The organism is Blastococcus deserti, assembly GCF_042682525.1.
Taxonomy (GTDB): Bacteria; Actinomycetota; Actinomycetes; order Mycobacteriales; family Geodermatophilaceae; genus Blastococcus_B; species Blastococcus_B deserti.
The window spans coordinates 244,975-270,337 of record NZ_JBHUHP010000016.1; the positions used below are offsets into that span (position 1 = coordinate 244,975).

A 25,363-nucleotide genomic window follows, 5' to 3' on the forward strand; every position below is an offset into this window, starting at 1 on the left:
CCGTCGGCCCCGTCGGGGGCTCGTCCCGAGCGTGCCGGGACAGCAGGACGGGATCGGTGTTCAGTCGCGGGTCAGCTTGCGGTACGTCGCGCGGTGCGGGCGGGCCGCCTCGGCGCCGAGCCGCTCGACCTTGTTCTTCTCGTAGTCGGCGAAGTTGCCCTCGAACCAGAACCACTTCGACTCGCCCTCGTAGGCGAGGATGTGCGTCGCCACCCGGTCGAGGAACCACCGGTCGTGGCTGACGACGACGGCGCAGCCGGGGAACTCCTCGAGCGCGCCCTCGAGGCTGCTCAGCGTCTCCACGTCGAGGTCGTTGGTCGGCTCGTCGAGGAGGAGAAGGTTGCCGCCCTGCTTGAGGGTCAACGCGAGGTTGAGGCGGTTCCGCTCGCCACCGGACAGGACACCGGCAGGCTTCTGCTGGTCGGGGCCCTTGAACCCGAAGGCGGCGACGTAGGCGCGCGAGGGCATCTCGACGTTGCCGACCTTGATGTGGTCGAGGCCGTCGGAGACGACCTCCCACAGCGTCTTCTTCGGGTCGATGCCGCTGCGGCTCTGCTCGACGTAGGAGATCTTGACCGTGTCGCCGACCTTGATCTCGCCGTCGTCGGGCTTCTCCTCGCCGACCAGCATCTTGAACAGCGTCGTCTTGCCGGCCCCGTTCGGGCCGACGACGCCGACGATGCCGTTGCGCGGCAGGGTGAACGACAGGTCGTCGATCAGCATCCGGTCGCCGAAGCCCTTGGTCAGGTTCCTCGTCTCGACGACGACGTTGCCCAGGCGCGGGCCCGGCGGGATCTGGATCTCCTCGAAGTCCAGCTTGCGGTACTTCTCGGCCTCGGCGGCCATCTCCTCGTACCGCGCCAGCCGGGCCTTGCTCTTGGCCTGGCGGGCCTTGGCGCCGGAGCGGACCCACTCCAGCTCGTCCTTGAGGCGCTTCTGCCGCTTGGCGTCCTTGGCGCCCTCGACCTTGAGGCGGGCGGCCTTGGTCTCCAGGTAGGTGGAGTAGTTGCCCTCGTAGGGGTAGGCCCGGCCGCGGTCGAGCTCGAGGATCCACTGGGCGACGTTGTCGAGGAAGTACCGGTCGTGGGTGACGGCCACGACGGTGCCGGCGTACTTCTCCAGGTGCTGCTCCAGCCAGGCCACGCTCTCGGCGTCGAGGTGGTTGGTGGGCTCGTCGAGCAGCAGCAGGTCGGGCGCCTCGAGCAGCAGCTTGCACAGGGCGACGCGGCGGCGCTCGCCACCGGAGAGGACGGTGACGTCGGCGTCGCCGGGCGGGCAGCGCAGCGCGTCCATGGCCTGCTCGATGCGGGCGTCGAGCTCCCAGCCGTCGGCGTTCTCGATGATCTCCATGAGCTCGCCCTGCTCGGCCAGCAGTCTGTCGAAGTCGGCGTCGGGCTCGCCCATCGCCGCGCTGACCTCCTCGAAGCGGGTCAGCGCGTCGCGCAGCGGCTTGACCGCCTCCTCGACGTTGCCGCGCACGTCGAGCTCCTCGTTCAGCGGCGGCTCCTGCAGCAGGATGCCGACCGTCGCGTCGGGCGCCAGCGTCGCCTCGCCGTTGGAGGGCTGCTGCATGCCCGCCATGATCTGGAGGACGGTCGACTTACCGGCGCCGTTCGGCCCGACGACGCCGATCTTGGCGCCGGGGAGGAACGCCAGGGTGACGTCGTCGAGGATCACCTTGTCGCCGTGCGCCTTGCGGGCACGGACCATGGAGTAGATGTACTGAGCCACTGGGCTTGCCGAGCCTTCCGTCGTCTCACGAGCGTGGGCGGGGCCGCCGGTGCGCGGCCCCACCCCGTGCGTTCTCGCCTCCGATCCTCCCAGCCCGGGGCAACTAGGCGTGCGCAGGCTCCGCGGAGAGATCGGCGGGGTTCATGTCGTCCAACGTCTCGGGATCGCCCACGTAGTCCCGCCCCGCGAGCAGTTCCTCGGACGCGAAGTCGTCCCGCGTGTCGTCGCCGAGAGCCGGGGACAGGGGTCCTCTCGCTGTCGCGTCGGCTGGCTCAGCGCTGCGACCGAACCGGTCCCGCTTGAAGACCGCCGTCCCCCGCGCGAGGTTCGGCCCCACGGCGAAGGCCCTGATCCGCGGGGTGCTGCGCCGGCCGTTGTCGGTCTCCCAGCTGTGCGTGGTGAGTGCGCCGTGGACGATGACCGGATCGCCCTTGCTGACGCTGCCGGAGACGTTGCTGCTCAGGCCGTTCCAGCACTCGACGTCGACCCAGAACGTGCCGGAGTCGACGAACTCCTCGCGGGCGGCGTCGAACCGGCGGGCGGTCGAGGCCATCCGGAAGTTGGTGACCGCGCCGTTCTGCAGGCTGACGCGTCGCGGTGAGTCGACGACATTGCCGACGACGGTGACGATGGTGTCGTTCACGGTGCTCCTCAGGGCTGTGGCGCCGTACGGCGCGACCGGCGAGGTGCCGGCCTGTGCAAACCTTGACGGCGCCCGGTGCGCGGGAGCACCCGACCGGGCGATCTGTGGACGGCCCTCCGCCCTGTGGACGGCGGATCTCCCGCTCACCCGCGCGCATGACCACGCCGCCGCCTGCCGACCCGGCGCCGCCCGCCGATGCGATGATCGGCAGCCGAGCGCCCGTAGCTCAGCGGATAGAGCAGGTGCCTTCTAAGCACTTGGTCGCAGGTTCGAGTCCTGCCGGGCGCGCCTACCGGGGAGCTGACCTGAGCTTTCGTCGGCCCGCCCGGCGCTGTGACCGCCGGTTACCGAAATTGTTACCCGTCAAGGGCGTCGGCCACCGACTGCTGGCCGCCCATGAGGTCGCGCCGGAGGTAGACCCGGGCGGTCATCGCCGGATCGGCGTGCCCCAGCTGGTCGGCGATCTGGACCAGGGGGACGCCCGCCTCGTGCAGCCGCGAGGGTGCGGCGGAAGGTGTGCGGCGTCGCCCAGGACATTCCGGCGTCGGCGAACAGGCGGCCAGGGCCTTGGCGCAGTTGGACTGACCTCGGGGCCGTTCGGTGTCGATCAGGTGCGGCGAGGCCACCACGTAGCCGAGCGCCCCGGTCTGCTCGGCCCGGCGGCGCAGCCGGGCGCCAGGGTGCCGGGCAGCGGCAGACGGCGGTGCGACGACTTCGACTTGGTGCTGCCCAGAAACATCTGGTGGGAGAGGGGACGCGGGTCAACCTACCGGCAATCTACTGGGTATGTCACCGACCCACGGCCTTTCAGTTTACTGTGCGGAAAGCGACGCCCCCTCAACAACGAATGTCGGAAAGACGTCCCCGCACCAGATGAGGTGACGCCGCGCCGCGCTGAGAGTATCGTCGACAGCCCGTCAGGAGGCCGAGATGGATCATGCGGCGCAGCTGATCAAGTCCATAGCCGCGATTGCCTGGCCGGTGATCGTAGTCCTAGCGCTGGCCCTGGCGTGGCCGATCTTGAGGGATCGCCTTAAAAGGGATCCGGTCACGTTCAAGTATGGCTCCATGGAACTAACCCTCGAAAGTGTCGCAAAGCAAGTTTCTGATCTACAGAATCAACAGATCGCAGGCAGTCAACGTGGCTCAGGAGAGCTGCCACCGGCCGCGTCTACGCCGATCCAGATTGCGCGCGGGAGCCGAATACTCTGGGTCGATGATCGACCTCAGTACAACACCTTCGAGGTGGGGAGGCTTAAGGACTGCGGGATCATCGTGGAGCAGGCATCAACCACGAACGACGGATTGCGCAAGCTGGTGCACGGGGACTACGACTTGCTCATCACTGACATGGAGCGCGAGGAGGGTGGTCATGTGCATCCAAGGGCGGGGCTCGAGCTGCTCCGGCAGGTGAAGAGTGATCCACGACTAGACCTCCCCACGATTGTGTATTGCTCTCCAGAAGCGGTTCACAAGTACGGGGACGAGGCATTGATCGCTGGCGCCGCAGCCGTAACGCACTCTCCCCTTGCACTTCTTGGGATCTTATATCCCCAGGTTACCGACAAGGCCGGTGTGGTGGACAAGGTCGTACACTCATCGGCATCCGTGTCTGGTAGTTGACCGGATAAATTTCGGTAGGTTGACCCGCGTCCCATCTCCGACCAGACGTCTGCTGGGCATGACGCGGGGATACTAGGTCAGTCGACTCCGGCCTGCGTCACCGCAGCGAATCAGGGTCAACCTACGAGCAATCCTCTTGGTAAGGCCAGGCGGAGTGCGGCGCACACCCATGGCATGACGACACGTATGCCTCCCGCTACGCCGTCGGCAGTAGCACGCGTTCGAGGACGTCGCGGTCGCGAAGGACCGGCTCGTCAGCCTGTCCCAGCTCAAGTCGCCGCTGCGCTACGTGCTGGACGGCGCGCTCACCGACGCGCGGCGCGCGGTGCAGGACGATCCGACTGCGCCGGCGAAGTTCTTCCACGTCCACCCGACCGTGCTGGCCTTCGCGCCGGGACCCGTGGGCGGCCGCAGCGGCCCCAGCCGGGTGACGCTCGTCAACAACGGCAGCGCCCCCCTCGTGGTCGCGGACGTCGAGATCGGGGGTCCCCACGCCACCGACTTCGCCGTCCGCGGGGGCGACTGCCTCCCCCAGACGACCCTCGCGGTCGGCGCCGGCTGCGGCATCGACCTCGAGGCAACTCCGTCGGCCGTGGGCCGCCGCACCGCGCAGCTGCGGATCGACGCGGCGGGCGGGGACGCCGCGTCGTCGAGCTCGTGGCCACCGGCGTCGGGGCGGACCCGGCCTTCGACCCGCCCCACACCGACTTCGGCACCGGTCTGGTCGGCAGCACGACCGACCTCCACCAGGCCTCGACCACCGGGCCGCGGACGGGCCGCATCGTGGCCACGGCCGGCGGTCACGAGGGCATCGCGAGCCTGCACGGCATCGGCGCTGCGCCGGCGGTCGCTCTGGACCCGGCGGCCGTGACGTTCCCCCCGACGGCCGTGGGGAGGTCCGCCCCGCCGATGGCGATCACCCTGACCAACTCCGGGACCTGGCCGCTCACGCCACGCAACACGGTGCTGCGGGGCACGAACGCCTCGGACTTCGCCCCCTCGCGACAGCGGACGGAGCCGTGCTCCCGCCCGGGGGCACGCGGTTGCTGCAGGTCGCGTTCACGCCGGGCGCGGAAGGCGAGCGGACGGCGAGCCTGGAGTTCGAGGCCAATGTCCAGGCCGGCCCGCACCGTGTGGCACTGACCGGCACGGGCACGGCGCCGTAGCCCCGCGGACGCCGTCTCAGCGGGCGGTCGTGACCACCGAGTGCGGGAACGGAGCACTGCGGCCGTCGAAGGCGCCGAGGTGCACGAAGGCGATGAGGTGCACGAAGGCGATGAGGCCGGCCGCCGCCGCGACGGTCCCCAGTGACGCGACGACCTTCCGGCCGGCCGCCCGGTAACGCCTCTCCCCCACGACGCGGATCCTGCTCTCGGAGGTGACCGTCGGTGACGATCCCGCCGACCGTCCGCCCGGTCGAGTACCGCCCAGGAGGGCTGGGGCGGGAGATCGCCACCCCTCTGGACGGCGGTGACGACGGCGGTCGGCGGCGTCGACACCCTTCCCGGTCTGGCCGAGGGTGTGCTCCTGGACCTCCTCACCGTGGTCACCCTGGGCGTGCTCGTGATGCTGCTCTGGCGCGGGGCGCGCGGGCGCTGGCCGGTGGCCCCCGCCGCCCTGGCGACCGCGCTGTGGGCCGCGCCGGTGTTCAGCCGGTCGATCTCGGGGCACGTCCGGTGCGCCCGGGTGCCCGGCCCGTGCTCCTCGTGCCGGGCACCCCTGGTCGCGGCTGCCCGCGTCGTACGGGCCGCCGTCGTCCTCGCCGCGGGCATGCTCACTGTCGTGCTGCTGCGGCGGCTGACCTACGGGATGTTCGCGGCCTGAGGTCGGCGGCCCGACCCGTGGCGCTCCGACGGGGGCCGCAGGACCGCGAAGGGGTCGGTCACCTCCAGGGCCGTGGACGCGAAGCGGTAGAGCATCGCGGGGCGCCCCCCGGCCCGGCCGGGCGACGCCATGTCGCCGGTCGCCTCCAGCACCCCGCGGCGCAGCAGCACCCGCTGCAGGTTGGTCGCCGTCACGTCGTAGCCGAGCGCGGCGACGTAGATGTCGCGCAGCTCGGCGACGGTGAACGTGGGCGGGGCCAGGGCGTACCCGACGTTGGTGTAGGACAGCTTGGCCCGCAGCCGCAACAGCGCCGAGGCCACGATCGAACCGTGGTCGAAGGCCGTCGGCGGCAGGCGGTCGACGGGGTGCCAGCCGGTGTCCTCGGGTAGCGCCGGGTCCACGTCCGACGGGATCAGCCCCAGGTAGGCGGTGGCCACCGTCCGGCCGCGCGGATCGCGCTCCGGGTCGCTGCGCGTCTCCAGCTGCTCGAGGTGCGCGAGGTGCGTCACCTCGACCTTCGACGCCAGCTGGCGGGCCACCGAGGCACCCAGCCGCTCGTCGGGCAGCAGCGGCCCGCCGGGCAGGGCCCACGCGCCGGCGAAGGGCTCGTTCTCCCGGCGCCAGAGCATCACGTGCAGCCGGGCGGCCCTGACCTGCAGCACCGCCGCGAGGGCGTGGTGCGGATAGGCGGGCCGGTCCGGCGAGGACCACACAGAGGGCACGACCCGAATGCTATGGTCTGCCACCGAGGTTTTCGCCTGCCAGTACGAAACCCACCCTCCCGGAGGTCCCGGTGACTGCGACGCTGCCCGCCCCGACTGCTGCCGACTGGACGCGTGACCAGTGGGAGGCCTGGCGCGACGAGGTCCGCCGGCTCGCCCGCGAGCGGGACGCCGTCCTCCTGGCGCACAACTACCAGGCACCGGAGATCCAGGACGTCGCCGACCACGTGGGCGACTCGCTCGCCCTCTCGCGGCTCGCGGCGGCCAGCGACGCGTCCACCATCGTGTTCGCCGGCGTCCACTTCATGGCCGAGACGGCGAAGATCCTCGCGCCGGAGAAGACCGTGCTGGTCCCCGACGCCGCCGCGGGCTGCTCCCTCGCCGACACGATCACCGCCGAACAGCTGCGCGCCTGGAAGGCCGAGCACCCCGGCGCGGTCGTCGTCTCCTACGTCAACACCTCCGCCGAGGTGAAGGCCGAGACCGACATCTGCTGCACGTCGTCCAACGCGGTGGAGGTCGTCGAGTCGATCCCCGCCCACCGCGAGGTCCTCTTCCTGCCCGACCAGTTCCTCGGCGCCCACGTCCAGCGGGTCACCGGCCGGCCGAACATGCGCATCTGGATGGGCGAGTGCCACGTGCACGCCGGCATCTCCCCCACCGACCTGCGCGCCAGCGTGGAAGCGGCGCCCGACGCCGAGCTGCTCGTGCACCCCGAGTGCGGCTGCGCGACCAGCGCGCTGTGGATGGTGTCGGACGGGCAGCTGCCCACCGAGCGGGTGCACGTGCTCTCCACCGGCGGGATGCTCGACCAGGCCCGGCGGACGACGGCGCAGCGGGTGCTCGTCGCCACCGAGATCGGCATGCTCCACCAGCTGCGCCAGGCCAACCCGGCCACGTCGTTCGAGCCGGTGAACGCCCGGGCGGCCTGCCCGTACATGAAGATGTCGACGCCCGAGAAGCTGCTGCGGGCGCTGCGCGAGGGGCGCGACGAGGTCACCGTCGACCCCGTGGTGGCCGCGCGGGCGCGGGCGGCGGTCGAGGCCATGGTCGCCATCGGCACGCCGTCGCCGGTCGGTGAATGACGTGCGCGCGAGCCTGTCCCCGATCGTGCCGGCGCTGCGGTTGCCCGCGGCCGGCTGGAGCCGCTGGACCGACGTCGTCGTCGTGGGCGGCGGTGCGGCCGGGCTGATGACGGCGGTCGCGCTCGCCGACGCCGGCCGCGCGGTCACCGTGGTCACCAAGGGCGCCCTCGGTGAGGGCAGCACGGCCTGGGCGCAGGGCGGCCTGGCCGCCGTGCTCGGACCCGACGACGATCCCGAGCTGCACCTGCGGGACACCCTCGTCGCCGGCGCGGGCCTCTGCGACGAGGACGCCGTCCGCACACTGGTCGACGAGGCGCCGGCCGCCGTGGGGATGCTGCAGGCGCTGGGCGCCCAGCTCGACCTCGACCCGCACGGCCGGCCGGCGCTGACCCGGGAGGGCGGCCACAGCCGCGACCGGATCGTGCACGCGGGCGGCGACGCGAGCGGAGCGGAGGTCACGCGCACCCTCGGATCGGCGCTGCGCGCCCGCGGCATCGAGGTGCTGGAACGGACCGCCGCCCTCGAGGCCCTCCGCACGGCGGACGGCCGGGTCGCCGGCCTGCGGGTCGCGCGCATCGACGACGGCGACCTGGTCGACGCCGGAGACCTGCGCGCGCGGGCCGTCGTCCTGGCCACCGGTGGGTACGGGCAGGTGTACGCCGCGACCAGCAATCCCGACGGCGCCACCGGCGACGGGCTGGCGCTGGCCCTCCGGGCGGGCGCCGAGGTCGCCGACGTGGAGATGGTGCAGTTCCACCCGACTGTCCTCTGGACCGGGCGGCGGGCCCACGGCCAGCAGGCGCTGGTGTCCGAGGCGGTGCGGGGCGAGGGCGCCGTCCTCGTCGACCGGTCCGGACGGCGGATCATGGCCGGAGCGCACCCGCTCGCCGACCTCGCCCCGCGCGACGTCGTCGCGGCGACGATCGCGGCCCGCCTGCGCGACACCGGCGAGGACTCCGCCTTCCTGGACGCGACCCACCTGGGGGCGGACTTCCTGACCGGCCGGTTCCCCGGCATCGCGCGGGCGTGCCGGGAGGCGGGATACGACCTGACGCGCGAGCCGGTGCCGGTGGTCCCGGCCGCGCACTACGCCTGCGGCGGGGTGCTCGCCGACCTGGACGGGCGCACCTCGGTGGCCGGTCTCTTCGCCGTCGGTGAGGTCGCCTGCACCGGCGTGCAGGGGGCCAACCGGCTGGCCTCCAACTCGATTCCGGAGGGACTCGTCGCCGCCCGGCGCTGCGCCGCGCTGCTCGCCGGAGAGCTGCCGCCTGCCGGCGTCCCGGTCGAGCCGGACGGGGGCGGCGCCATCGACCCGGCCGCCCGAGGGACGATCACCGCGGCCACCACCCGGCACGCCGGGGTGCTCCGGGACGCCACGGGGCTGGGCCGGCTGGTCGAGGTGCTGGCGTCGGCCCGCCGGACCGCACCGGACCTGCCGCTGGACGCGGCGGCGGTCGAGGCGACCGCCCTGCACACGGTCGCCACGCTGCTGGCCACCGCGGGCCTGGCCCGTCCGGAGAGCCGCGGCTGTCACCGCCGCACGGATGCGCCGGCGAGCCGCCCGGAGTGGCGGGTCCGGCTGGTGCACCGGCTCGACGGGCGCGGCCGGCTGTCCGTCCGCACGCAGCCGGTGCGGGAACTGGTCGCCGAGGGCGTCGCGTGACCGGCGAGGGGGTGCTGCGGCCGGAGCTCACGGCCATGCTGGCCGACGCCGGACTCGTGCCGGGCGAGGTGGTCCGCGTCGTGCGGCGGGCGCTGGAGGAGGACCTCGCCCTCGGCCCCGACGTCACGACCGAGTCCACCGTGCCCGCGGGCGCGCACGCGACCGGCGACGTCGTCCCGCGCACGTCCGGCGTGCTGGCCGGCGTGCCGGTCGCCGCCGCCGTCTTCGACCTGGTGGGCGGGCCGGGGACGGCCATCCGGATGCACAGCGCCGACGGCGCCGCCGCGGAGCCCGGGCGTGCCGCGCTCACCGTCGCCGGCCCGGCCCGGTCGCTGCTCACGGCCGAGCGCACCGCGCTCAACCTGATCGGGCGTCTGTCCGGGGTGGCCACGCTGACCCGGCGCTGGGTGGCGGCCGTCGAGGGCACGGGCGCCGCGATCCGCGACACCCGCAAGACCACCCCTGGCCTGCGCGCCCTGGAGAAGTACGCCGTCCGCTGCGGTGGCGGCCGCAACCACCGGATGGCCCTGGGCGACACCGCGCTGGTGAAGGACAACCACGTCGCGGCGGCCGGGGGGATCACCGCCGCCGTCGACGCCGTCCGCGCGCACGCGCCCGGGGTGGCGCTGGAGGTCGAGTGCGACACCCTCGACCAGGTGCGGGAGGCGCTGGCCGCGGGGGTCGAGCTGGTGCTGCTGGACAACTTCTCGCTCGATGACACCCGGGCCGCCGTGGCGCTCGCCCGCGGTTCGGGTGCGCGGCTGGAGGCCAGTGGCGGCCTGTCGCTCGAGCGGGCGCGCGAGGTCGCGTCGACCGGGGTGGATTTCCTGGCCGTCGGCGCGCTGACGCACAGCGCCCCGGTGCTCGATCTGGGCCTCGACCTCCGCGACTGACACCGCGCCGCGCGCCCCAGCTTTCGGTACCGAAAGCTGGGGCCTCCCGCGCAGCTTCCGGTACCGAAAGCTGGGGTCAGCTTCCGCGCTGGTCGGGGTGGACCCAGCCGACCGCCGGAGCGACGTGCGTCGTGATGCTCTCGAGCAGGTGGGCGTTGTAGTCGACGCCGAGCATGTTGGGCACCGTGACGAGCAGCGTGTCGGCCTCGCGGACGGCGGCGTCCTTGGCCAGCTCCTCGGCGACCACGTCGGGCTCGCCCACGTAGCTCTTGCCGAACCGGGCGCGCACGCCCTCGAGGATGCCCACCTGGTCCTCGCCGGAGCGCTCCGCGCCGAAGTAGGCCCGGTCCTCGTCGGTGACGACCGGCAGCACGCTCCGGCTGACCGAGATGCGCGGCCGGCGGTCCCACCCCGACTCGGCCCAGGCCGTGCGGAAGCGGGCGATCTGCTCGGCCTGCAGCTCGTCGAAGGGCACGCCGGTGTCCTCGACCAGCAGCGTGGAGCTCATCAGGTTCAACCCCTGCCGCGCCGTCCACTCGGCCGTGGCCCGGGTGCCCGACCCCCACCAGATGCGCTCGCGCAGTCCCGGGGACTGCGGCTGGATCGCCAGACGGCCCGACCGCCCGCCGGTCATGCGGGGATCGACGTCGACGACCGGCTGTCCCTCGATGGCGGCGAGGAACAGCGCGGTCTTGTCCCGGGCGAGGTCGGCGTCGCTGCCGCCGTCGGGCGGCACGTACCCGAACGCCTCCGATCCGCGCAGCGCCGTCTCCGGTGATCCCCGGCTGACGCCCAGCTGCAGCCGGCCGCCGCTGAGCAGGTCGGTCGCGGCGGCCTCCTCGGCCATGTACAGCGGGTTCTCGTAGCGCATGTCGACCACGCCGGTGCCGATCTCGATCCGGGTGGTGCGCGCGGCCATCGCCGCGAGCAGCGGAAAGGGCGAGGCCAGCTGACGGGCGAAGTGGTGCACGCGCACGAAGGCGCCGTCCACTCCCAGCTCCTCGGCGGCGACGGCCAGCTCCACGGTCTGCACCAGGGCGTCGCGCCCCGTGCGCACCCGCGATCCCGGGATGGGCTGCCAGTGCCCGAAGGACAGGAACCCGATCCGCTTCTCCACGGCTCTCCCCTCTCGTCGGTCTCGACCGGGTGGAGCAGCCGGGAAGGTCGCGGTGTTCCCGGCGTGCGGATGTGCCCGTCCGCGCCGCAGCCCTTGGCACAAGACGCCGACGCCGCGGCGGGGAATGACTCACCGTGACGGCACGAACACGACTCTCCGTGACCAGGTTCCGTCACTTCCCGCCCACCATGGGTGACGCTGTGCTCGTGAGTTCTCCCGCCTCCGAGGTACCCCGGACGCCCGCCGGAACCAGGGCCGCCGGGCAGCGCATGCGGGCCATCGACACCCTGCTCGCCGACCGCGGCCAGCTGTTCCAGGCGCTGTTCCTCTCCGCGCCGATCCCGAAGGCGCTGGTGGACCTCGACGGGCACATCCTGGTCGCCAACCCGATGCTGTGCGCCCTGTCCGGGCGGACGGCGGAGGAGCTGGCCGGCCGGCACATCGACCTCTTCGCCCACCCCGACGACCCGCCGGTCGCCGACCTGGGCCTGGTCCCGGACCAGCAGGAGCCCGCCGACCTCGACCCGCACCTCCTGCTCGACGGGGAGCGCCGGCTCCGGCGATCCGACGGCACCGAGCTGTGGGTCGTGCAGTCCCACGAGATCGTCCGGCACAACAACGGCGACCCCCAGTTCGTCGTCCTCTCCCTCGTCGACGTCACCGACCGCCGGCGCGCCGAGGACGACCTGGTCCGACGGGCGTTCACCGACCCGCTCACGGGGCTGCCGAACCGGCGGGCGCTGACCGACCGCCTGCGGCACGCCGTCGCGCTGTCCCGGCGCCGGGGGCTGCAGGTCGGCCTCGTCCACCTCAACATCGACCGGTTCAAGGCGGTCAACGACTCCCTCGGCCACGAGGCCGGCGACCTGCTGCTCAGCCAGGTCGCCGACCGCCTCCGCTGGAGCACCCGGGTGGAGGACACCGCCGTGCGGCTGGGTGCCGACGAGTTCCTCGTCGTCGCCGAGGACGTCGAAGACCTCGACGGCCTGCGCGCGCTCGCCGACCGGCTGCTCGCGGTCCTCGACGAGCCCTTCCTCGTCGAGGACCGCGAGATCAGCCTCTCGGCCAGCGTGGGGCTCACGCTGGGCTCGGACACCACCCCCGACGACCTGCTGCGCCAGGCCCAGAGCGCGCTCACCCGCGCCAAGACCGACGGCAGCCGCGCCCGCATCGAGGTGCACGAGGGTGCCCTCAGCCGGGACGACGTCGACGCGCTGCAGCTGGAGACCGACCTCAAGCACGCCCTCGACAATGACGAGCTGCGGCTCTTCTACCAGCCGATCGTCCACCTCCGGGACGAGACGCTGCTCGGCTACGAGGCCCTGGTGCGCTGGGAGCACCCGACCCGCGGGCTCCTGCCCCCGGGCGCCTTCCTCGACGCCGCGGAGAACAACCGGCTGACCTCCAAGCTGGGCGCCTGGGTGCTGCACCGCGCCTGCACCGACGCCGCCGCCTGGCCCGAGGACCTCCGCGTGCACGTCAACGTCTCCGCCCGCCACCTGGCCGAGGAGGGCTTCAGCGAGCTGGTCGCGCAGGCGCTCGCGGAGTCCGGTCTCGCCCCGCACCGGCTCGAGCTGGAGATCACCGAGTCCACCGCCCTGTTCGCCGCGGAGGCCACCCTGCACTCCGTCGCGGTGGTCACCGACCAGGGCGTCACCCTCGCGCTGGACGACTTCGGCACCGGCTACTCCGCGATCACCGCGCTGCACCGCCTGCCGATCCACACCGTGAAGATCGACCGGTCGTTCGTGGCCGACGTCGTCACCGAGCCGGCGACCGCCGCCCTCGTGCAGGGACTCCTCCAGCTGGGCCGCGGCATGGGGCTGCAGGTGATCGCCGAGGGCATCGAGGACCTCGACCAGGCGCACTGGCTGCTCGAGCACGGCTGCGCGATGGCCCAGGGGTACGCGTTCGGCCGGCCCGCTCCCCTGCCCAGCCCCGCCGAGGTGTTCATCGGCGAGATGACCGACGCGGCTGCCCAGGACGTCGCCGGAGAGCTGCTGCCCGAGGAGCGGGAGCTGCCCGCGGTGCCGCAGCAGCGCAGCGAGCCGACCCTGCGGGTGACCGACCTCGACGACACCGGTGCCTTCGCGACCGGGGCGCTGCTCGACGAGCTCGCCGACCCCGAGGACTGAAGGACCCCCAGAACGACCCCCAGAAGGACCCCGCTCCCCTCACCGCTCGCAGGCTCGCGGCGAGCCTCCGAACGCGGCCATCTGCCGCTCGCGGGCTCGCGGCGAGCCTCCGGACGGGGCCGGGGGCTCGCTACGGACGAGGCAGGTTCAGGGGCACCGGGCGCTTCTGCGCGCGGCCGTCCCCGGAGGACCGGCCGCGCAGCCGCCGGCCGACCCACGGCGCGACGAAGCCGCGCACCCACGCCGCCTCCTCCGCGACGGCCACCCGGAACGCTCGTGAGGTGGCCGGCGGTAGCGGGGTGCGCCAGCCGTCGCCGTCGGTCCCGGGGAGGCCGAGCGCGGCGGCCGCGGCCAGGGCGATCCGCCGGTGGCCCTGGCCGGTCAGGTGGATGCGGTCGGCGTCCCACATCCGCCGGTCCTGGATCCAGTCCGCGCCCCACTGGTCCAGGACGGCGGCGCCGGAACGGGCGGCGATCGACCAGATGTGGGCGTTGAGCACGACCACCTTGCCGCGGACCCGCCGCAGGATCGGCGCCTGCCGGGTGTCCACCCCCGTCGCGAGCAGCACGTCGGCACCCTGCTCGCCGGCCGGGGCGTGCGCCGCGACTACGCGCACCTGACGGTGACGCTGCTGCGGGTGCTGGAGATCCGCCCGGCTCGTCGCCGTGTACGCGCCCGGGCTCCCGCCCATGGACTTCCACGCGGTGGTCGAGGCCGACGTCGACGGCACCTGGTGCGTGGTCGACGCGACACGGCCGGCTCCGACCCGCTCCCTGGTGCGCATCTGCTCGGGCCCGGACGCCGCCGACACCGCATGCCTCTCGCTGTTCCGCGGGGTGGCCCGGTTCCGGACGATGGAGGTCACGGCGACGTCGGAGGGCGCCCTGCCGCCCCCCGACGACGCTCCGTTCCCGCTGCCCTGACGTCGCACGTCCCGAAGGCCTACGGGCAGGGAGCCGGTCAGCCGCGGTAGGCCTCCAGGAGCCGCAGCCAGATCTCGCTGACCGTCGGATAGGCCGGCACGGCGTGCCACAGCCGGGCGATGGGCACCTCGCCGACGACGGCCATGGTGGCGGCCTGGAGGAGCTCGGCGACCGCGGGGCCGACGAAGGTCACGCCCAGCAGCACCTCCCGCTCGGTGTCGACGACGGCGATCGCCGTTCCCTCGTAGTCGTCGGCGAACAGCGACGATCCAGCGACCTTCAGCGGGATCTCCACGACCCGGTGGGGCAGGCCCGCGTCCTCCGCGTCGGCCGAGGTGCGGCCCACACTGGCGACCTGCGGGATGGTGAACACCACCGACGGGGTCGCGTACCGGTCGGCGGTGGCCACGAACGGCGACCAGTCGGAGGTGTCGACGTCCTCGCCGCGGGCGCGCCCCACGATCGCCGCGCCGGCCTGGCGCGCCTGGTACTTGCCCATGTGCGTGAGCTGGCGGCGTCCGTTGACGTCCCCGACGCCGTAGAGCCAGGGGCGGTCCCTCACCTGCAGCGTGTCGTCCACCTGGAGGGGGTCGCCGGGGGCGAGGCCCACCGTGTCCAGCCCGATGTCCCGCGTGCGAGCGGCGCGGCCGACGGCCACGAGGAGCTCGTCGCCGCGCACCTCCTCCTGTCGACCGCCCTCCGACGTCACCGTCAGCACCACCTCGTCGCCCTGCCGCCGCGCGGACGTGACGTCGGTGTCGAGGCGCACGTCGACGCCGCCGGCCCGGAGGGCGGCCGTCACCGCCTTGCCGGCGGCCGGCTCGGCCTTCGGCAGCAGCCGGTCGTCGCGCTGCAGCAGCGTCACCCGGGAGCCGAGTGCCTGCCAGGCGGTCGCCATCTCGCAGCCGACGTAGCCGCCACCGAGGATCAGCAGCCGCCGGGGCGTCTCCTTGGCACTGGTCGCCTCGCGCGGGGACCACGCCTGCACCTGGGCGAGACCGTCGATCGGGGGCATGGCCGCCGTCGACCCGGTGCACACGGCCACGGCGTGCCGGGCGATGAGCCGGGTCTCGGCCCCGTCGGGACCGGTGACCACGACCGCGCGCTCGCCGGCCAGCCGGCCCCTGCCGCGGACCAGGTCGATGCCGGCGCCGCGGACCCACTCCACCTGCCCGGCGTCGTCCCAGTTCGACGTGAACGAGTCGCGGCGGGCGAGGGTGGCCGCGACGTCCTGCTCCCCGGTGACGGCCTGCCGGGCCCCGTCGACCGCGCGGGCCTCGGCGAGCACCTCGGTGCCGCGCAGCAGCGCCTTGCTCGGCATGCACGCCCAGTAGGAGCACTCACCGCCGACCAGTTCGTCCTCGACCAGGACCGCGGTCAGGCCGCCCCGGACGACGGTGTCGGCGACGTTCTCCCCGGTCGATCCCGCGCCCAGCACCACGACGTCGTAGGTCTGATCCACTGGCTCATAGTGTCGATGTGGTCGACTGGCCGCCATGCCGGTCGACGCCACCGAGTTCGCCGCCGCCCTGGGTCAGTACGCCGCGGGGGTGTGCCTGCTGACCGTGCGGGACGACATCGACGACGTCGGGACGACGGTCAGCTCGGTGATGAGCGTGTCGGCCGCTCCCCCGCTGGTCGCCGTCGGGCTGAGCGCCGAGGGATACCCCGCGGAGGTGCTCGGGGACGTCGGCTCCTGCGCGCTGACCGTGCTGGCCGCCCCGCACGGCATCGTCGCGTCGCGGTTCTCCTCCGCCGGGCGGCCCAGCGCCCGGCACCTGCTGGAGTCGGTGCCCTGGTCGCGGGCGTCCGGCAGCGGCGGGATCGTGCTCGACGACGGCCTCGCCGCCCTGGACTGCCGCCTGGAGCGCCTCGTGGAGGCCGGTGACCACGTCCTGGCGCTGCTCGCCGTGGAGGACGTGCCGGTGCTCAACCCGGACGCCCGCCCGCTGCTGCGCCTCCGGGGCCGGTACGTCGACGAGTCCGGCTCCCCCCTCACCCGGCCGTGAGCGGTGCGGGAGAACCGCCCACCGCTGTCACATCCGGACCGTCGGCGGTGCTCACCAGTCGTGGAACTCGTACGGCCGGCGGCCACCGCACTCCCCCTGGCCGGGTTGCGCGACGCGGCCCGGCCCCGGACTGAACGGGGCGTGGGCATGTCACGGGGACGGGTCGACGTCCGGACCGACCTCGAGGAGGTCTTCCGCGGCAACTACGCGCGGGTCGTCGCCGTCGCCGCCCGCGTGCTCGGCTCCCGAGACCAGGCCGAGGACGTCGCCCAGGAGGTCTTCCTCTCCTTCGGCCGCTCCTCGGTCCCGGCCGACGAGGCCGGCGGCTGGCTCACCGTCGCAGCTACCCACACCGCCCTCAACGTGCTCCGCTCGGGCCGCCGTCGCAGCGCCCGGGAGGAGGTGGCCGGAGACGGCCCGACCGTCGCTCCTGACGTCGCCGAGCTCGTGATCACCCGCGAGGAGCGCAGCGCCGTGCGGGCAGCGCTCGGCCGGCTGCCGCACAAGCAGGCGGCCGCGCTGGTGCTCCGGCACAGCGGCCTCTCCTACGCCGAGGTCGCCGCCGCACTCGACATGTCCCCAGGGAGCGTGGGCACCACCGTGCGCCGCGCCGAATCCGTCCTGCTCAAGGAGCTGAACCGCCATGCGTCACCCGAGTGAGGGCGTGCTGCGCCGCCTGGTCGACGAGCCGGCCGGCGTGACCGACGACGACCGCACCCACGTCGCCGGCTGCCCCACCTGCCTGCGCGCGCTGGACACCGTCCGCGCCGACGCGCGGCTCGTGGGCTCCGCGCTCGCGCCGTCGGGCACCGCGACCGTCGACCCGGACGCGGCCTGGGCCCGGCTCACGGCGACCGCCGCGGCTCCGCCGGCGAGCACGGCAGTGTTCCGCCCGGCGCCCTCGCCCGCGCGCGGGCGGTGGCGGACGACGGTGCGACGGCCCGTGGTCGCCGCGCTCAGCGCCGTGGTGCTGGTGACGGGTGCCGGCGTGGCGGCGGCCAACGACTGGCTGCCGATCTTCCGGACCGAGCGGGTCGACCCGGTCGAGGTGACCTCCACCGAGCTGGTCCGGCTACCCGACCTCTCCGCCTACGGCGACCTGCAGATCACCCAGGAGCCGAACCCCGAGCAGGTGGCCGACGCCGAGACCGCGCGCGAGCGTTCCGGCCTCGACGTCCCCGAGGTCGCCGAGCTGCCCGAGGGCGTCAGCGGCGACCCGGCCTACCAGGTCGCGGGCGTCGTGGGTGCCACGTTCACCTTCTCGGCCGCGAAGGCCGCCCAGGCCGCGGCCGCCGAGGGTGAGGTGCCGCCAGCGCCGCCCGCCGGGCTCGACGGCAGCCAGCTGCGGCTCGAGGCCGGGCCGGGCGTGGCGGCGATCTGGTCGCAGCCGACCGGCGTGCCGACGCTCGTCGTCGCACGGGTGGGCGCGCCCAAGGTGTACTCCTCCGGGGTGCCGTTCGAGACGGTCCGCGACTACCTGCTGTCCCTCCCGGGCCTGCCCCCGAGCCTCGCCGACCAGCTGGAGCAGCTGTCGGACGAGCGCGGAGTGCTGCCTCTGCCCGTCCCGGCGGAGATGGTGACCAGCTCCACGGCGGACGTGGACGGCGCGGAGGCGACCGTGCTCACCTCCCGCAACGGGCTCTTCGCCGGGGTGGTCTGGGTCGAGGACGGCGTGATGACCGGCGTGGCCGGGTCGCTGAGCGCCGACGAGCTCCTGTCGGTCGCCCGTGACCTCCGCTGACGCCGCTACGGTCCGCGGGATGACCTCCGACACCGCTGCCACGTCCGCGGCCGCCACGCTCGCCGGCCTGCCGCCGTCCCCGGCGGTCTGGTGCTCCGGGCTGCGCAAGCGGTACGGCCGCCGCACCGCCGTCGACGACGTCTCCTTCACGGTCGGCCGCGGCGAGGTGCTCGGCCTGCTCGGACCCAACGGCGCCGGCAAGACCAGCGTCATCAAGATGCTGCTCGGCCTGGTGCGGCCCGACGCCGGTGAGGTCCTGCTGCTCGGGCGGCGCTCGTCCGACCCCCGCTCCCGCAGCGCCGTCGGCTACCTGCCCGAGCTGTTCCGCTACCAGCCGTGGCTGACCCCGACGGAGGTGCTCGACCTGCACGTCCGGCTGGCCCGGGCCGCCGTCCCCGCCGACGAGCGGCGGGAGTGCCTGGCGCTGGTCGGCCTCGCGGACCGGGCGGGCGATCGGGTCGGGGGGTTCTCCAAGGGCATGCAGCAGCGGCTGGGGCTCGCCGTCGCGCTGGTCGCCCGTCCCGAGCTCGTCGTCCTCGACGAGCCCACCAGCGCGCTCGACCCCATCGGGCGGGTCGACGTCCGCGACCTCGTGCTCTCGCTGAAGTCCCGGGGCGTCGCCGTGCTCCTCAACTCGCACCTGATCGGCGAGGTGGAACGGGTGTGCGACCGCGTGGTGATCCTCGACCAGGGCCGGGTGGCCGCGTCGGGCACCCTGGCGGAGCTGCTCGGGCAGCGCGAGGTGCGGCTGCGGCTGGCCGGCGTGGACGGCCGGGCCGAGGACCGGCTGCGGGCGGCCGGCTCGCTGGCGCGCAGCGGCGACTGGTTCACCGTCGCCCTGGCGTCCGAGGACGACGGCGTGACCGTGCCCGACCTGGTGCGCGACCTCGTCGGCCTCGGCGTCCGCGTGCACGCCGTCGAACCGGTGCGGATCAGCCTCGAGGAACGGCTGCTCGGCATCCTCCGCCACGAGGAGCCCGCCACCGGGAGCGTCGAGGAGCCGGCCCGGTGACCGCGCTGACCGTGGCAGGGCTGACCCTGCGCGAGGCGTTCCGGCGGCGGGTGGTCTGGGCGTTGCTGATCCTGACCGTCGGGCTGCTCGCGCTCAGCGGCTGGGGCTTCTCGAAGCTGATCGGCCTGGACACCGAGCTGGGCACCATGACCAGCGGCGAGGCCCGCCTCGTGGCATCGGTGCTGCTGAACCTGATCATGTTCGGGTTCAGCCTCATCGCCGCGATCGGCACGGCATTCCTCGCCGGGCCCACGCTGGCCGGTGAGGTGGAGTCGGGGCAGGCACTGGCGATCCTCGCCCGCCCGGTCCGCCGCTCGGCCGTGCTGCTCGGCAAGTGGCTGGGCCTGGTGGCCTTCGGCTCCGGCTACGTGGTCCTGGCCGGCCTCGCCCAGATCCTCGTCGTCCGCGCGACGGTCGGCTACTGGCCTCCAGCGCCCGCCGGGGGGCTGGCGCTGCTCGCCGCCCAGACCGTCGTGCTGCTGACCCTGGCCCTCCTGCTCTCCAGCGTCGTCTCGCCCATGGCGTCGGGCATCATCGCCGTCGGCCTCTTCGGGGCGACCTGGGTCGCCGGCGTGGTCGGCGGGATCGGCGGGGCCCTGGGCAACGAGGGCGTCGAGCGCGTGGGCACCGTGTCGCGCATCGTCCTGCCCACCGACGGCCTGTGGCGCGGCGCGATGAACGCCTTCCAGGATCCGTTCGCTCTCGCCCAGATGGGGCCCGGTGAGGGCGGCTTCCCGTTCCTGAGCGAGGGCCCGCTGGCGCCCGCCTACCTGGCGTGGGCCGTGCTCTGGATCGCCGTGGTCTGGGGGCTGACCGCCCTCTCCTTCCAGCGCCGGGACATCTGAAGGCTCCGGCCGCGCCAGTGTGCGCGGATCGGGGCCATCCGGGCGCGATGACCCCGATCTGCGCACACTCGTCGGGCGCTCGGTCGTCCTTGGACTAGCGTCGTTTCCGCCATGGACGTCCTGCCTGCCCCGTCCTCGTCCGCGCTGCGTCGTGCCCTCACCCGCGCCGAGCGCGGGATGACCCTCGACCCGGTCGAGGCCGAGACACTGCTGCACGCGCGCGGCCTCGGTGGGGGCGAGCCGCTCGACCGGCTCCTGACCGCCGCATCCCGCGTGCGCGACGCCGGGCTGGCCTCGGCCGGGCGGCCGGGGGTGGTCACCTACAGCCGCAAGGTCTTCATCCCGCTCACCCACCTGTGCCGCGACCGCTGCCACTACTGCACGTTCGTGACGACGCCCGGTCGGCTGCGCGCCCAGGGCAGGGCGCCGTACCTCTCCCCCGACGAGGTGCTCGAGATCGCCCGCGCCGGCGCCGCGATGGGCTGCAAGGAGGCGCTGTTCACCCTCGGCGACCGCCCCGAGACCCGCTGGCCGGTCGCCGCCGAGTGGCTGCACGCGCACGGCTTCGACTCCACGCTGGCCTATCTGCGCGCGATGGCGATCCGGGTGCTGGAGGAGACGGGGCTGCTCCCCCACCTCAATCCCGGCGTGCTGAGCTGGGAGGAGATCCAGCGGCTCAAGCCGGTCTCCGCCTCGATGGGCATGATGCTCGAGACGACGGCGACGCGGCTGTGGGCGCAACCCGGCGGCCCGCACTTCGGCTCGCCGGACAAGGAGCCCGCCGTCCGGCTGCGGGTGCTGGAGGACGCCGGCCGCTCCGCCGTCCCCTTCACCACCGGCGTGCTGCTGGGCATCGGGGAGGACTACGCCGAGCGGGTGGACGCGATCCTGCAGATCCGCGCGTCGGCTCAGCGGCACGGGCACGTGCAGGAGGTCATCGTCCAGAACTTCCGCGCCAAGCCCCGGACCGCGATGCAGGCGCACGACGACCTGGAGCTGCAGGAGTACGTGGCCGCGGTCGCCGTCAGCCGGCTGCTTCTCGGACCGAAGGCACGCGTCCAGGCACCGCCGAACCTGTCGGACTCCACCGAGCTCGGCCTGCTGCTGCGGGCCGGGGTCGACGACTGGGGCGGGGTCTCGCCGCTGACCCCGGACCACGTGAACCCCGAGCGGCCGTGGCCGAACCTGGAGGAACTGGCCAAGCTCACCGATTACGCGGGCTTCGAGCTGCGCGAACGGCTGGCCGCCCAGCCGCCGTACGTGCTGGCGCCCGAGCCGTGGCTCGACCCGCGGGTGCGGCCGCACGTCACCGCGCTGGCCGGGCCCGACGGGCTGGCCGTCGAGGGCCGGATCCCGGCCGGGCTGCCCTGGCAGGAGCCGGACGAGGCGTGGTCGGCCTCGGGCCGGGTGGACCTGCACGTCGAGGTCGACACGGTGGGCCGCACCAGCGACCGGCGCAGCGACTTCGACGCCGTCTACGGCGACTGGTCGGAGCTGCGCGACCGGACGACGTCGGCCCGCGACGGGCACTCCACCGCGCTGGCCGCCGGCGACCGGGAGGTGCTCGCGGCGCTGCTGCACGCCGAGCAGGACCCGGCGGGGCTGACCGACGCCGAGTACCTGGCGCTGCTGGGCGCCGACGGCACGGATCTGGAAGCTCTGACAGCGCTCGCTGATGCCGTCCGCGCCGACGTCACCGGCGACGACGTCACCTACGTCGTGAACCGGAACATCAACTTCACCAACGTCTGCTACACCGGCTGCCGGTTCTGCGCGTTCGCCCAGCGGCGCACGGACGCCGACGCCTACACGCTGTCGATGGAGCAGGTCGGCGACCGCGTCGACGAGGCCTGGGCCGCCGGGGCGACCGAGATCTGCATGCAGGGCGGCATCCACCCCGACCTGCCCGGCACCGCCTACCTCGACCTCGCCCGGGAGGTGAAGCGCCGGCAGCCGGGCATCCACCTGCACGCCTTCTCGCCCATGGAGATCGTCAACGGCTCGGCCCGCACCGGGCTGTCGTTCCGCGACTTCCTGACCGCCGCGAAGGAGGCCGGGCTGGACTCGGTGCCGGGAACGGCGGCGGAGATCCTCGACGACGACGTCCGCTGGGTGCTGACCAAGGGCAAGCTGCCCACGGCCACCTGGCTGGAGATCGTCCGCACCGCGCACGAGATCGGCCTGCCGACGACCTCGACGATGATGTACGGCCACGTCGACACCCCCGCGCACTGGGTCGCGCACCTGCGCACTCTGGCCGCGCTGCAGGACGAGACCGGCGGCTTCACCGAGTTCGTGCTGCTGCCCTTCGTGCACCACAACTCGCCGATCTACCTCGCCGGCGTGGCGCGGCCGGGCCCGACGGTGCGGGAGAACCGGGCGGTGCACGCCGTCGCGCGGCTGCTGCTGCACGGGCGCATCCCCAACATCCAGACGTCGTGGGTGAAGCTCGGCGACGCCGGGACCCAGGCGGTGCTGCAGGGCGGGGCCAACGACCTCGGCGGCACGCTGATGGAGGAGACGATCAGCCGGATGGCCGGCAGCGAGAACGGCTCGCTGAAGACCATCGCGCAGCTGGAGCAGATCGCCGCCGCCATCGGCCGGCCCGCCCGCCAGCGGACCACCGAGTACGGCGCGCCGTCCGCCGAGCGCATCGCCACCGCCCGCTCCGAGGAAGGCCGCCGCCGGCTCACCCTGTCCATCACGCCGTCCTGAGGGCGGCACCGGCTCTGCGGACCGGGGACCCCTCTCCGGCCCTGGAACGGCGCGCCGGCGCTCACGTTCGTATCCGGCGGGACGTAACGCTTTCGCAGCTTTGCCCTGGTGGTGCGCCGGAGTCCGGCAGGATGCCGCCACCGGCGAGACGCCGGTCTCGGAGAGGAGCCGGAGTGACCGCGCAGGACCGCCTGACGTTGCGGAACGTGTACCTGTACTTCGTCTGCCTGATCACGCTGGTGGTCAGCATCTTCGCCGCCGTCCAGCTGGTCCGCAGCGCCGTCGGTCTCGCGTACCCGGACCCGGGCTACTACGGCTACTACGGCTATCCCGCGCCGGCCGACGAGAACGGCCAGCAGATCAGCGAGGAGGAGCTGCGGCGCCAGGAGGAGATCGCCCGCGACTCGCAGCGGCGCAACGAGGTCCTGGGCCTGGTCGGTTCGGGCACGACGCTGCTCATCGCCGGCCCGCTGTACCTCTACCACTGGCGGCGGGTGCAGGCCGAGCTGCCGACCCGCGCCACCCCCGACACCCCCGTGGCCACCGCACCCTGACGGTCAGGCCCGCTCCGCGGGCTCCTTCCCGGCGGTGGCCTCGTCCGGCTGGTCCCTGAGGAACAGGTACCAGTAGCTCGTCGCCACGAAGACGACCGCGCCGACGAGGTTCCCGGCGCCGGCGAGCGCCCAGTTCCACAGGGCGTCGTCCCAGCCGACGTCGGGCACCCCGGCCCAGATCGCGGCCGGGATGAAGAACATGTTGGCCACCACGTGGTCGAAGCCCATCGCCACGAAGGCCATGATCGGGAAGAAGATGGCGAGGATCTTGCCGCCCACCGAGGTGGCGGCCAGCGACATCCACACCGCCAGGCACACCAGCCAGTTGCAGCCGACGCCGCGCAGGAACGTCTCCCAGGCGGTGTGGCCGGTGGCCTTGCCGGTCGCGATCTCGGCCAGCCGGTCGTGGGTGAGCCCGCTGCTCCCGGTCGCGTCGGGGTCACCGATGACGCCGGTCTGCACCGCGAGGAAGAAGGCGACGAGCAGCGCGCCGACGAGGTTGCCCAGGAGCACGAGCGTCAGGTTCTTGGCGACGTCGCCGAGATCGATCTTGCCGCGCATGGCGCCGAGCGGGACCAGCATCATGTTGCCGGTGCCCAGGTCCGAGCCGGCGATGAGCACCAGCACCAGCCCGAGGGTGAAGGCGGCCCCCATGAACAGGGTCGGCAGCGTTCCCCAGGTGGAGGGGTCCAGCCCCGAGGACACGGTGATGGCGACCAGCGCGCCGAAGGAGATGTAGGCGCCGGCCAGGAAGGCGCTGACCAGCACCCGGTCCCAGGTGCGACGGGTCTTCTTCGCCCCGGTCTCGGCGGCGACCTGGGCCATCTCCTGCGGTTCCCGGGCGGTCACGAGCGCCTCCGAGGGTCAGCCGGACGGTCGACGGCGGTAGTGCCCGCGTCCGGCGCGGTCCACGCCCCACCTGCCGTTCTGTTCCGGGGGTCGGCCACGAGCTGCGACCCACTCTGGGCCGCCGTCTCGAGATCCACGTCCGGCGCTGAGCCGGCTCAGCGGTCGGCCAGCGCCAGCCGCGCGCTCAGCGCCACGAACGCGCCGGCGAGGACCCGCCGGAACCAGTCCATGACCCTCGGCCGGACGAGGACCCGGGTGCGGACTGCCGCGGCGCAGAGCCCGTAGCCCACGAAGACGACGAGGGTCGGCACCATGAAGACCCCGCTCAGCAGGAGCATCCGACCCAGTGCGTCCGGCTGCCCGGCCGGGACGAACTGCGGCAGGAAGGCGAAGAAGAAGATCGTGAGCTTGGGGTTGAGGATGTTGATGAGGACGCCGGAGAGGATCACCCGTCCGGGCGACCGCGGCGCCGCCTCCTCCTCGACGGCGAGCGCGCCTCTGTCCCTCAGGGTGCTCCACGCCATGTAGATCAGGTAGGCCACGCCCGCGTACTTGAGCACCTGGAAGGCCACCGCGCTGGTGTGCAGCAGCGCGGCCAGGCCCGTGATCGCCGCCACCATGTGCGGCACGATCCCGAGCGTGCACCCCACGGCGGCGACCACGCTCGCCCGCGCTCCCCGGGCCAGGCCGGCCGCCAACGTGTAGAGAACGCCGGTCCCGGGCGTCGCCACGACGACGAGCGTGGTCAGCAGGAACTCGACGCTCACGGACAGCCCCTCGGACGGCGGGTGGTCGCGGAGCCTACTGGTTCGCGGGGCCGGCCTCTCCGGTCGCTAGCCTCCGCCAGTGGGGTACTTCGGAAAGCTCTCGTACAGCGACGGCCGGTGGAGGGCGGCCGGCCCGACGGCCGTTCCGTTCCTGATCGTCGACGTCCACGACAGCCACATCGCCACGGTCGACTACCGGGCGGCCGACGCCGGCGGCGGTCGCTTCTTCCTCGGTTACGAGCCGCGGATCTACTTCGAGGAACCCGACGCCGGCGACCCCGTCGACACCCGGGCGGAGGCCGAAGGGTTCGCCCGCTGGGTGCGGGACGCCGTGGGCACCGAGGTGGATCCCGACGACGTCCGGCGACTGATGGCCTCCCCCGACGGTGCGCCACCCCAGGACGAGGTCGTGGAGCAGACCGTCGAGCGCCTGTGCGCGCTCGCCGGGCTGCCAGTACCCGGGTGGCCGGCCGACGAGGACGCGCCGCCGGGCTGACGACGGGCGCGTCAGC

The 25,363-nt window shown here is 73.6% G+C and carries 27 protein-coding genes and 1 tRNA gene; 18 read left to right on the plus strand and 10 right to left on the minus strand.

Annotated features, from left to right (window positions below; genetic code table 11):
* Window positions 1–60: 60 nt before the first annotated feature.
* Both ettA and ACFSHS_RS16885 read right to left on the minus strand, forming a co-directional pair.
* A complete protein-coding gene (ettA, locus tag ACFSHS_RS16880) occupies window positions 61–1,731 on the minus strand; it encodes an energy-dependent translational throttle protein EttA (RefSeq protein WP_376878577.1) in 1,671 nt (556 codons plus the stop codon).
* 103 nt (window positions 1,732–1,834) lie between these two features.
* Window positions 1,835–2,374, minus strand: coding sequence for a single-stranded DNA-binding protein (locus ACFSHS_RS16885; RefSeq protein WP_376878579.1), 540 nt, complete (start codon window positions 2,372–2,374; stop codon window positions 1,835–1,837).
* Between the two features lie 215 nt (window positions 2,375–2,589).
* On the opposite strand from ACFSHS_RS16885, the gene ACFSHS_RS16890 reads away from it, so the two are divergent.
* Window positions 2,590–2,662, plus strand: a tRNA-Arg gene (locus ACFSHS_RS16890).
* 68 nt (window positions 2,663–2,730) lie between these two features.
* Here ACFSHS_RS16890 and ACFSHS_RS16895 read toward each other — a convergent pair.
* Complete coding sequence (locus ACFSHS_RS16895) at window positions 2,731–3,003, minus strand: hypothetical protein (RefSeq protein WP_376878581.1); 273 nt, start codon at window positions 3,001–3,003, stop codon at window positions 2,731–2,733.
* A gap of 301 nt (window positions 3,004–3,304) precedes the next feature.
* On the opposite strand from ACFSHS_RS16895, the gene ACFSHS_RS16900 reads away from it, so the two are divergent.
* From ACFSHS_RS16900 to ACFSHS_RS16910, 3 genes are all read left to right on the plus strand, one after another.
* Complete coding sequence (locus ACFSHS_RS16900) at window positions 3,305–3,997, plus strand: hypothetical protein (RefSeq protein ID WP_376878583.1); 693 nt, start codon at window positions 3,305–3,307, stop codon at window positions 3,995–3,997.
* A 325-nt stretch (window positions 3,998–4,322) separates the two neighbouring features.
* Window positions 4,323–4,868 (plus strand): choice-of-anchor D domain-containing protein, encoded by a 546-nt coding sequence (locus ACFSHS_RS16905; RefSeq protein ID WP_376878789.1) that lies wholly within the window; start codon window positions 4,323–4,325, stop codon window positions 4,866–4,868.
* Between the two features lie 148 nt (window positions 4,869–5,016).
* Window positions 5,017–5,163, plus strand: coding sequence for a hypothetical protein (locus ACFSHS_RS16910; protein ID WP_376878585.1), 147 nt, complete (start codon window positions 5,017–5,019; stop codon window positions 5,161–5,163).
* A 16-nt stretch (window positions 5,164–5,179) separates the two neighbouring features.
* Here ACFSHS_RS16910 and ACFSHS_RS16915 read toward each other — a convergent pair whose 3' ends face one another.
* Complete coding sequence (locus tag ACFSHS_RS16915; protein WP_376878587.1) at window positions 5,180–5,353, minus strand: hypothetical protein; 174 nt, start codon at window positions 5,351–5,353, stop codon at window positions 5,180–5,182.
* A 114-nt stretch (window positions 5,354–5,467) separates the two neighbouring features.
* Between ACFSHS_RS16915 and ACFSHS_RS16920 the strand changes: the two genes are divergently transcribed.
* A complete protein-coding gene (locus ACFSHS_RS16920; protein ID WP_376878589.1) occupies window positions 5,468–5,821 on the plus strand; it encodes a hypothetical protein in 354 nt (117 codons plus the stop codon).
* Here the strand turns inward: ACFSHS_RS16920 and ACFSHS_RS16925 are convergent.
* Window positions 5,800–6,543: an NUDIX hydrolase gene (locus ACFSHS_RS16925; RefSeq protein ID WP_376878591.1), complete on the minus strand. Its 744-nt coding sequence runs from the start codon at window positions 6,541–6,543 to the stop codon at window positions 5,800–5,802. The two genes, ACFSHS_RS16920 and ACFSHS_RS16925, sit on opposite strands and share 22 nt — an antisense overlap.
* A gap of 71 nt (window positions 6,544–6,614) precedes the next feature.
* Here ACFSHS_RS16925 and nadA point away from each other — a divergent pair, with 71 nt between their 5' ends.
* From nadA to nadC, 3 genes are read left to right on the plus strand one after another with little or no spacing between them, the layout of a single operon-like run.
* Window positions 6,615–7,628: a quinolinate synthase NadA gene (gene nadA, locus ACFSHS_RS16930; protein ID WP_376878593.1), complete on the plus strand. Its 1,014-nt coding sequence runs from the start codon at window positions 6,615–6,617 to the stop codon at window positions 7,626–7,628.
* A gap of 1 nt (window position 7,629) precedes the next feature.
* The gene (locus ACFSHS_RS16935; protein WP_376878595.1) at window positions 7,630–9,291 is read left to right on the plus strand and encodes an L-aspartate oxidase; all 1,662 of its coding nucleotides are present in this window, start codon (window positions 7,630–7,632) and stop codon (window positions 9,289–9,291) included.
* The gene (nadC, locus tag ACFSHS_RS16940) at window positions 9,288–10,184 is read left to right on the plus strand and encodes a carboxylating nicotinate-nucleotide diphosphorylase (protein WP_376878597.1); all 897 of its coding nucleotides are present in this window, start codon (window positions 9,288–9,290) and stop codon (window positions 10,182–10,184) included. The genes ACFSHS_RS16935 and nadC overlap by 4 nt, the downstream gene beginning before the upstream one ends.
* Window positions 10,185–10,260: 76 nt before the next feature.
* Here nadC and ACFSHS_RS16945 read toward each other — a convergent pair whose 3' ends face one another.
* Window positions 10,261–11,301, minus strand: a complete 1,041-nt coding sequence (locus ACFSHS_RS16945) for an LLM class flavin-dependent oxidoreductase (RefSeq protein WP_376878599.1) — start codon at window positions 11,299–11,301, stop codon at window positions 10,261–10,263.
* Window positions 11,302–11,507: 206 nt separating this feature from the next.
* Here ACFSHS_RS16945 and ACFSHS_RS16950 point away from each other — a divergent pair, with 206 nt between their 5' ends.
* Window positions 11,508–13,436, plus strand: coding sequence for a putative bifunctional diguanylate cyclase/phosphodiesterase (locus ACFSHS_RS16950; RefSeq protein ID WP_376878601.1), 1,929 nt, complete (start codon window positions 11,508–11,510; stop codon window positions 13,434–13,436).
* A 130-nt stretch (window positions 13,437–13,566) separates the two neighbouring features.
* Here the strand turns inward: ACFSHS_RS16950 and ACFSHS_RS16955 are convergent, their stop codons facing one another.
* A complete protein-coding gene (locus tag ACFSHS_RS16955) occupies window positions 13,567–14,052 on the minus strand; it encodes an SGNH/GDSL hydrolase family protein (protein WP_376878603.1) in 486 nt (161 codons plus the stop codon).
* Between the two features lie 49 nt (window positions 14,053–14,101).
* Between ACFSHS_RS16955 and ACFSHS_RS16960 the strand changes: the two genes are divergently transcribed.
* Complete coding sequence (locus tag ACFSHS_RS16960; protein ID WP_376878605.1) at window positions 14,102–14,359, plus strand: hypothetical protein; 258 nt, start codon at window positions 14,102–14,104, stop codon at window positions 14,357–14,359.
* Between the two features lie 37 nt (window positions 14,360–14,396).
* Here ACFSHS_RS16960 and ACFSHS_RS16965 read toward each other — a convergent pair whose 3' ends face one another.
* Entirely contained in the window at window positions 14,397–15,821 is a 1,425-nt protein-coding gene (locus tag ACFSHS_RS16965; RefSeq protein ID WP_376878607.1) for a dihydrolipoyl dehydrogenase family protein, read from the minus strand.
* Between the two features lie 34 nt (window positions 15,822–15,855).
* Here ACFSHS_RS16965 and ACFSHS_RS16970 point away from each other — a divergent pair, with 34 nt between their 5' ends.
* From ACFSHS_RS16970 to ACFSHS_RS17000, 7 genes are all read left to right on the plus strand, one after another.
* Window positions 15,856–16,368, plus strand: a complete 513-nt coding sequence (locus ACFSHS_RS16970; RefSeq protein WP_376878609.1) for a flavin reductase family protein — start codon at window positions 15,856–15,858, stop codon at window positions 16,366–16,368.
* Between the two features lie 147 nt (window positions 16,369–16,515).
* Window positions 16,516–17,028: a sigma-70 family RNA polymerase sigma factor gene (locus ACFSHS_RS16975; RefSeq protein ID WP_376878611.1), complete on the plus strand. Its 513-nt coding sequence runs from the start codon at window positions 16,516–16,518 to the stop codon at window positions 17,026–17,028.
* Window positions 17,012–18,109: a hypothetical protein gene (locus ACFSHS_RS16980; protein ID WP_376878613.1), complete on the plus strand. Its 1,098-nt coding sequence runs from the start codon at window positions 17,012–17,014 to the stop codon at window positions 18,107–18,109. Before ACFSHS_RS16975 ends, ACFSHS_RS16980 begins: the two co-directional genes overlap by 17 nt.
* Before the next feature lie 19 nt (window positions 18,110–18,128).
* Complete coding sequence (locus ACFSHS_RS16985) at window positions 18,129–19,121, plus strand: ABC transporter ATP-binding protein (protein ID WP_376878615.1); 993 nt, start codon at window positions 18,129–18,131, stop codon at window positions 19,119–19,121.
* Window positions 19,118–19,966, plus strand: a complete 849-nt coding sequence (locus tag ACFSHS_RS16990; protein WP_376878617.1) for an ABC transporter permease — start codon at window positions 19,118–19,120, stop codon at window positions 19,964–19,966. Before ACFSHS_RS16985 ends, ACFSHS_RS16990 begins: the two co-directional genes overlap by 4 nt.
* A gap of 111 nt (window positions 19,967–20,077) precedes the next feature.
* Window positions 20,078–22,681, plus strand: a complete 2,604-nt coding sequence (locus tag ACFSHS_RS16995) for a bifunctional FO biosynthesis protein CofGH (protein ID WP_376878619.1) — start codon at window positions 20,078–20,080, stop codon at window positions 22,679–22,681.
* Between the two features lie 173 nt (window positions 22,682–22,854).
* Window positions 22,855–23,235 carry a hypothetical protein gene (locus ACFSHS_RS17000; RefSeq protein WP_376878621.1) on the plus strand — a complete coding sequence of 127 codons (381 nt, stop codon included), beginning with the start codon at window positions 22,855–22,857 and terminating at the stop codon, window positions 23,233–23,235.
* A 3-nt stretch (window positions 23,236–23,238) separates the two neighbouring features.
* On the opposite strand, the gene ACFSHS_RS17005 is transcribed toward ACFSHS_RS17000, so the two are convergent.
* Window positions 23,239–24,084, minus strand: coding sequence for a formate/nitrite transporter family protein (locus tag ACFSHS_RS17005; RefSeq protein WP_376878623.1), 846 nt, complete (start codon window positions 24,082–24,084; stop codon window positions 23,239–23,241).
* Between the two features lie 155 nt (window positions 24,085–24,239).
* The gene (locus tag ACFSHS_RS17010; RefSeq protein WP_376878625.1) at window positions 24,240–24,851 is read right to left on the minus strand and encodes a LysE family translocator; all 612 of its coding nucleotides are present in this window, start codon (window positions 24,849–24,851) and stop codon (window positions 24,240–24,242) included.
* A gap of 79 nt (window positions 24,852–24,930) precedes the next feature.
* Here ACFSHS_RS17010 and ACFSHS_RS17015 point away from each other — a divergent pair, with 79 nt between their 5' ends.
* Window positions 24,931–25,347: a hypothetical protein gene (locus ACFSHS_RS17015; RefSeq protein ID WP_376878627.1), complete on the plus strand. Its 417-nt coding sequence runs from the start codon at window positions 24,931–24,933 to the stop codon at window positions 25,345–25,347.
* Window positions 25,348–25,363: the final 16 nt, after the last annotated feature.

What these genes read in the sequence shown, in the direction of transcription:
- ACFSHS_RS16975 (WP_376878611.1), top strand. Translation starts at nt 16,516, where the DNA reads ATGTCACGGGGACGGGTCGACGTCCGGACCGACCTCGAGGAGGTCTTC.
- ACFSHS_RS16980 (WP_376878613.1), top strand. Translation starts at nt 17,012, where the DNA reads ATGCGTCACCCGAGTGAGGGCGTGCTGCGCCGCCTGGTCGACGAGCCG.
- ACFSHS_RS16985 (WP_376878615.1), top strand. Translation starts at nt 18,129, where the DNA reads ATGACCTCCGACACCGCTGCCACGTCCGCGGCCGCCACGCTCGCCGGC.
- ACFSHS_RS16995 (WP_376878619.1), top strand. Translation starts at nt 20,078, where the DNA reads ATGGACGTCCTGCCTGCCCCGTCCTCGTCCGCGCTGCGTCGTGCCCTC.
- ACFSHS_RS16970 (WP_376878609.1), top strand. Translation starts at nt 15,856, where the DNA reads ATGCCGGTCGACGCCACCGAGTTCGCCGCCGCCCTGGGTCAGTACGCC.
- ACFSHS_RS16900 (WP_376878583.1), top strand. Translation starts at nt 3,305, where the DNA reads ATGGATCATGCGGCGCAGCTGATCAAGTCCATAGCCGCGATTGCCTGG.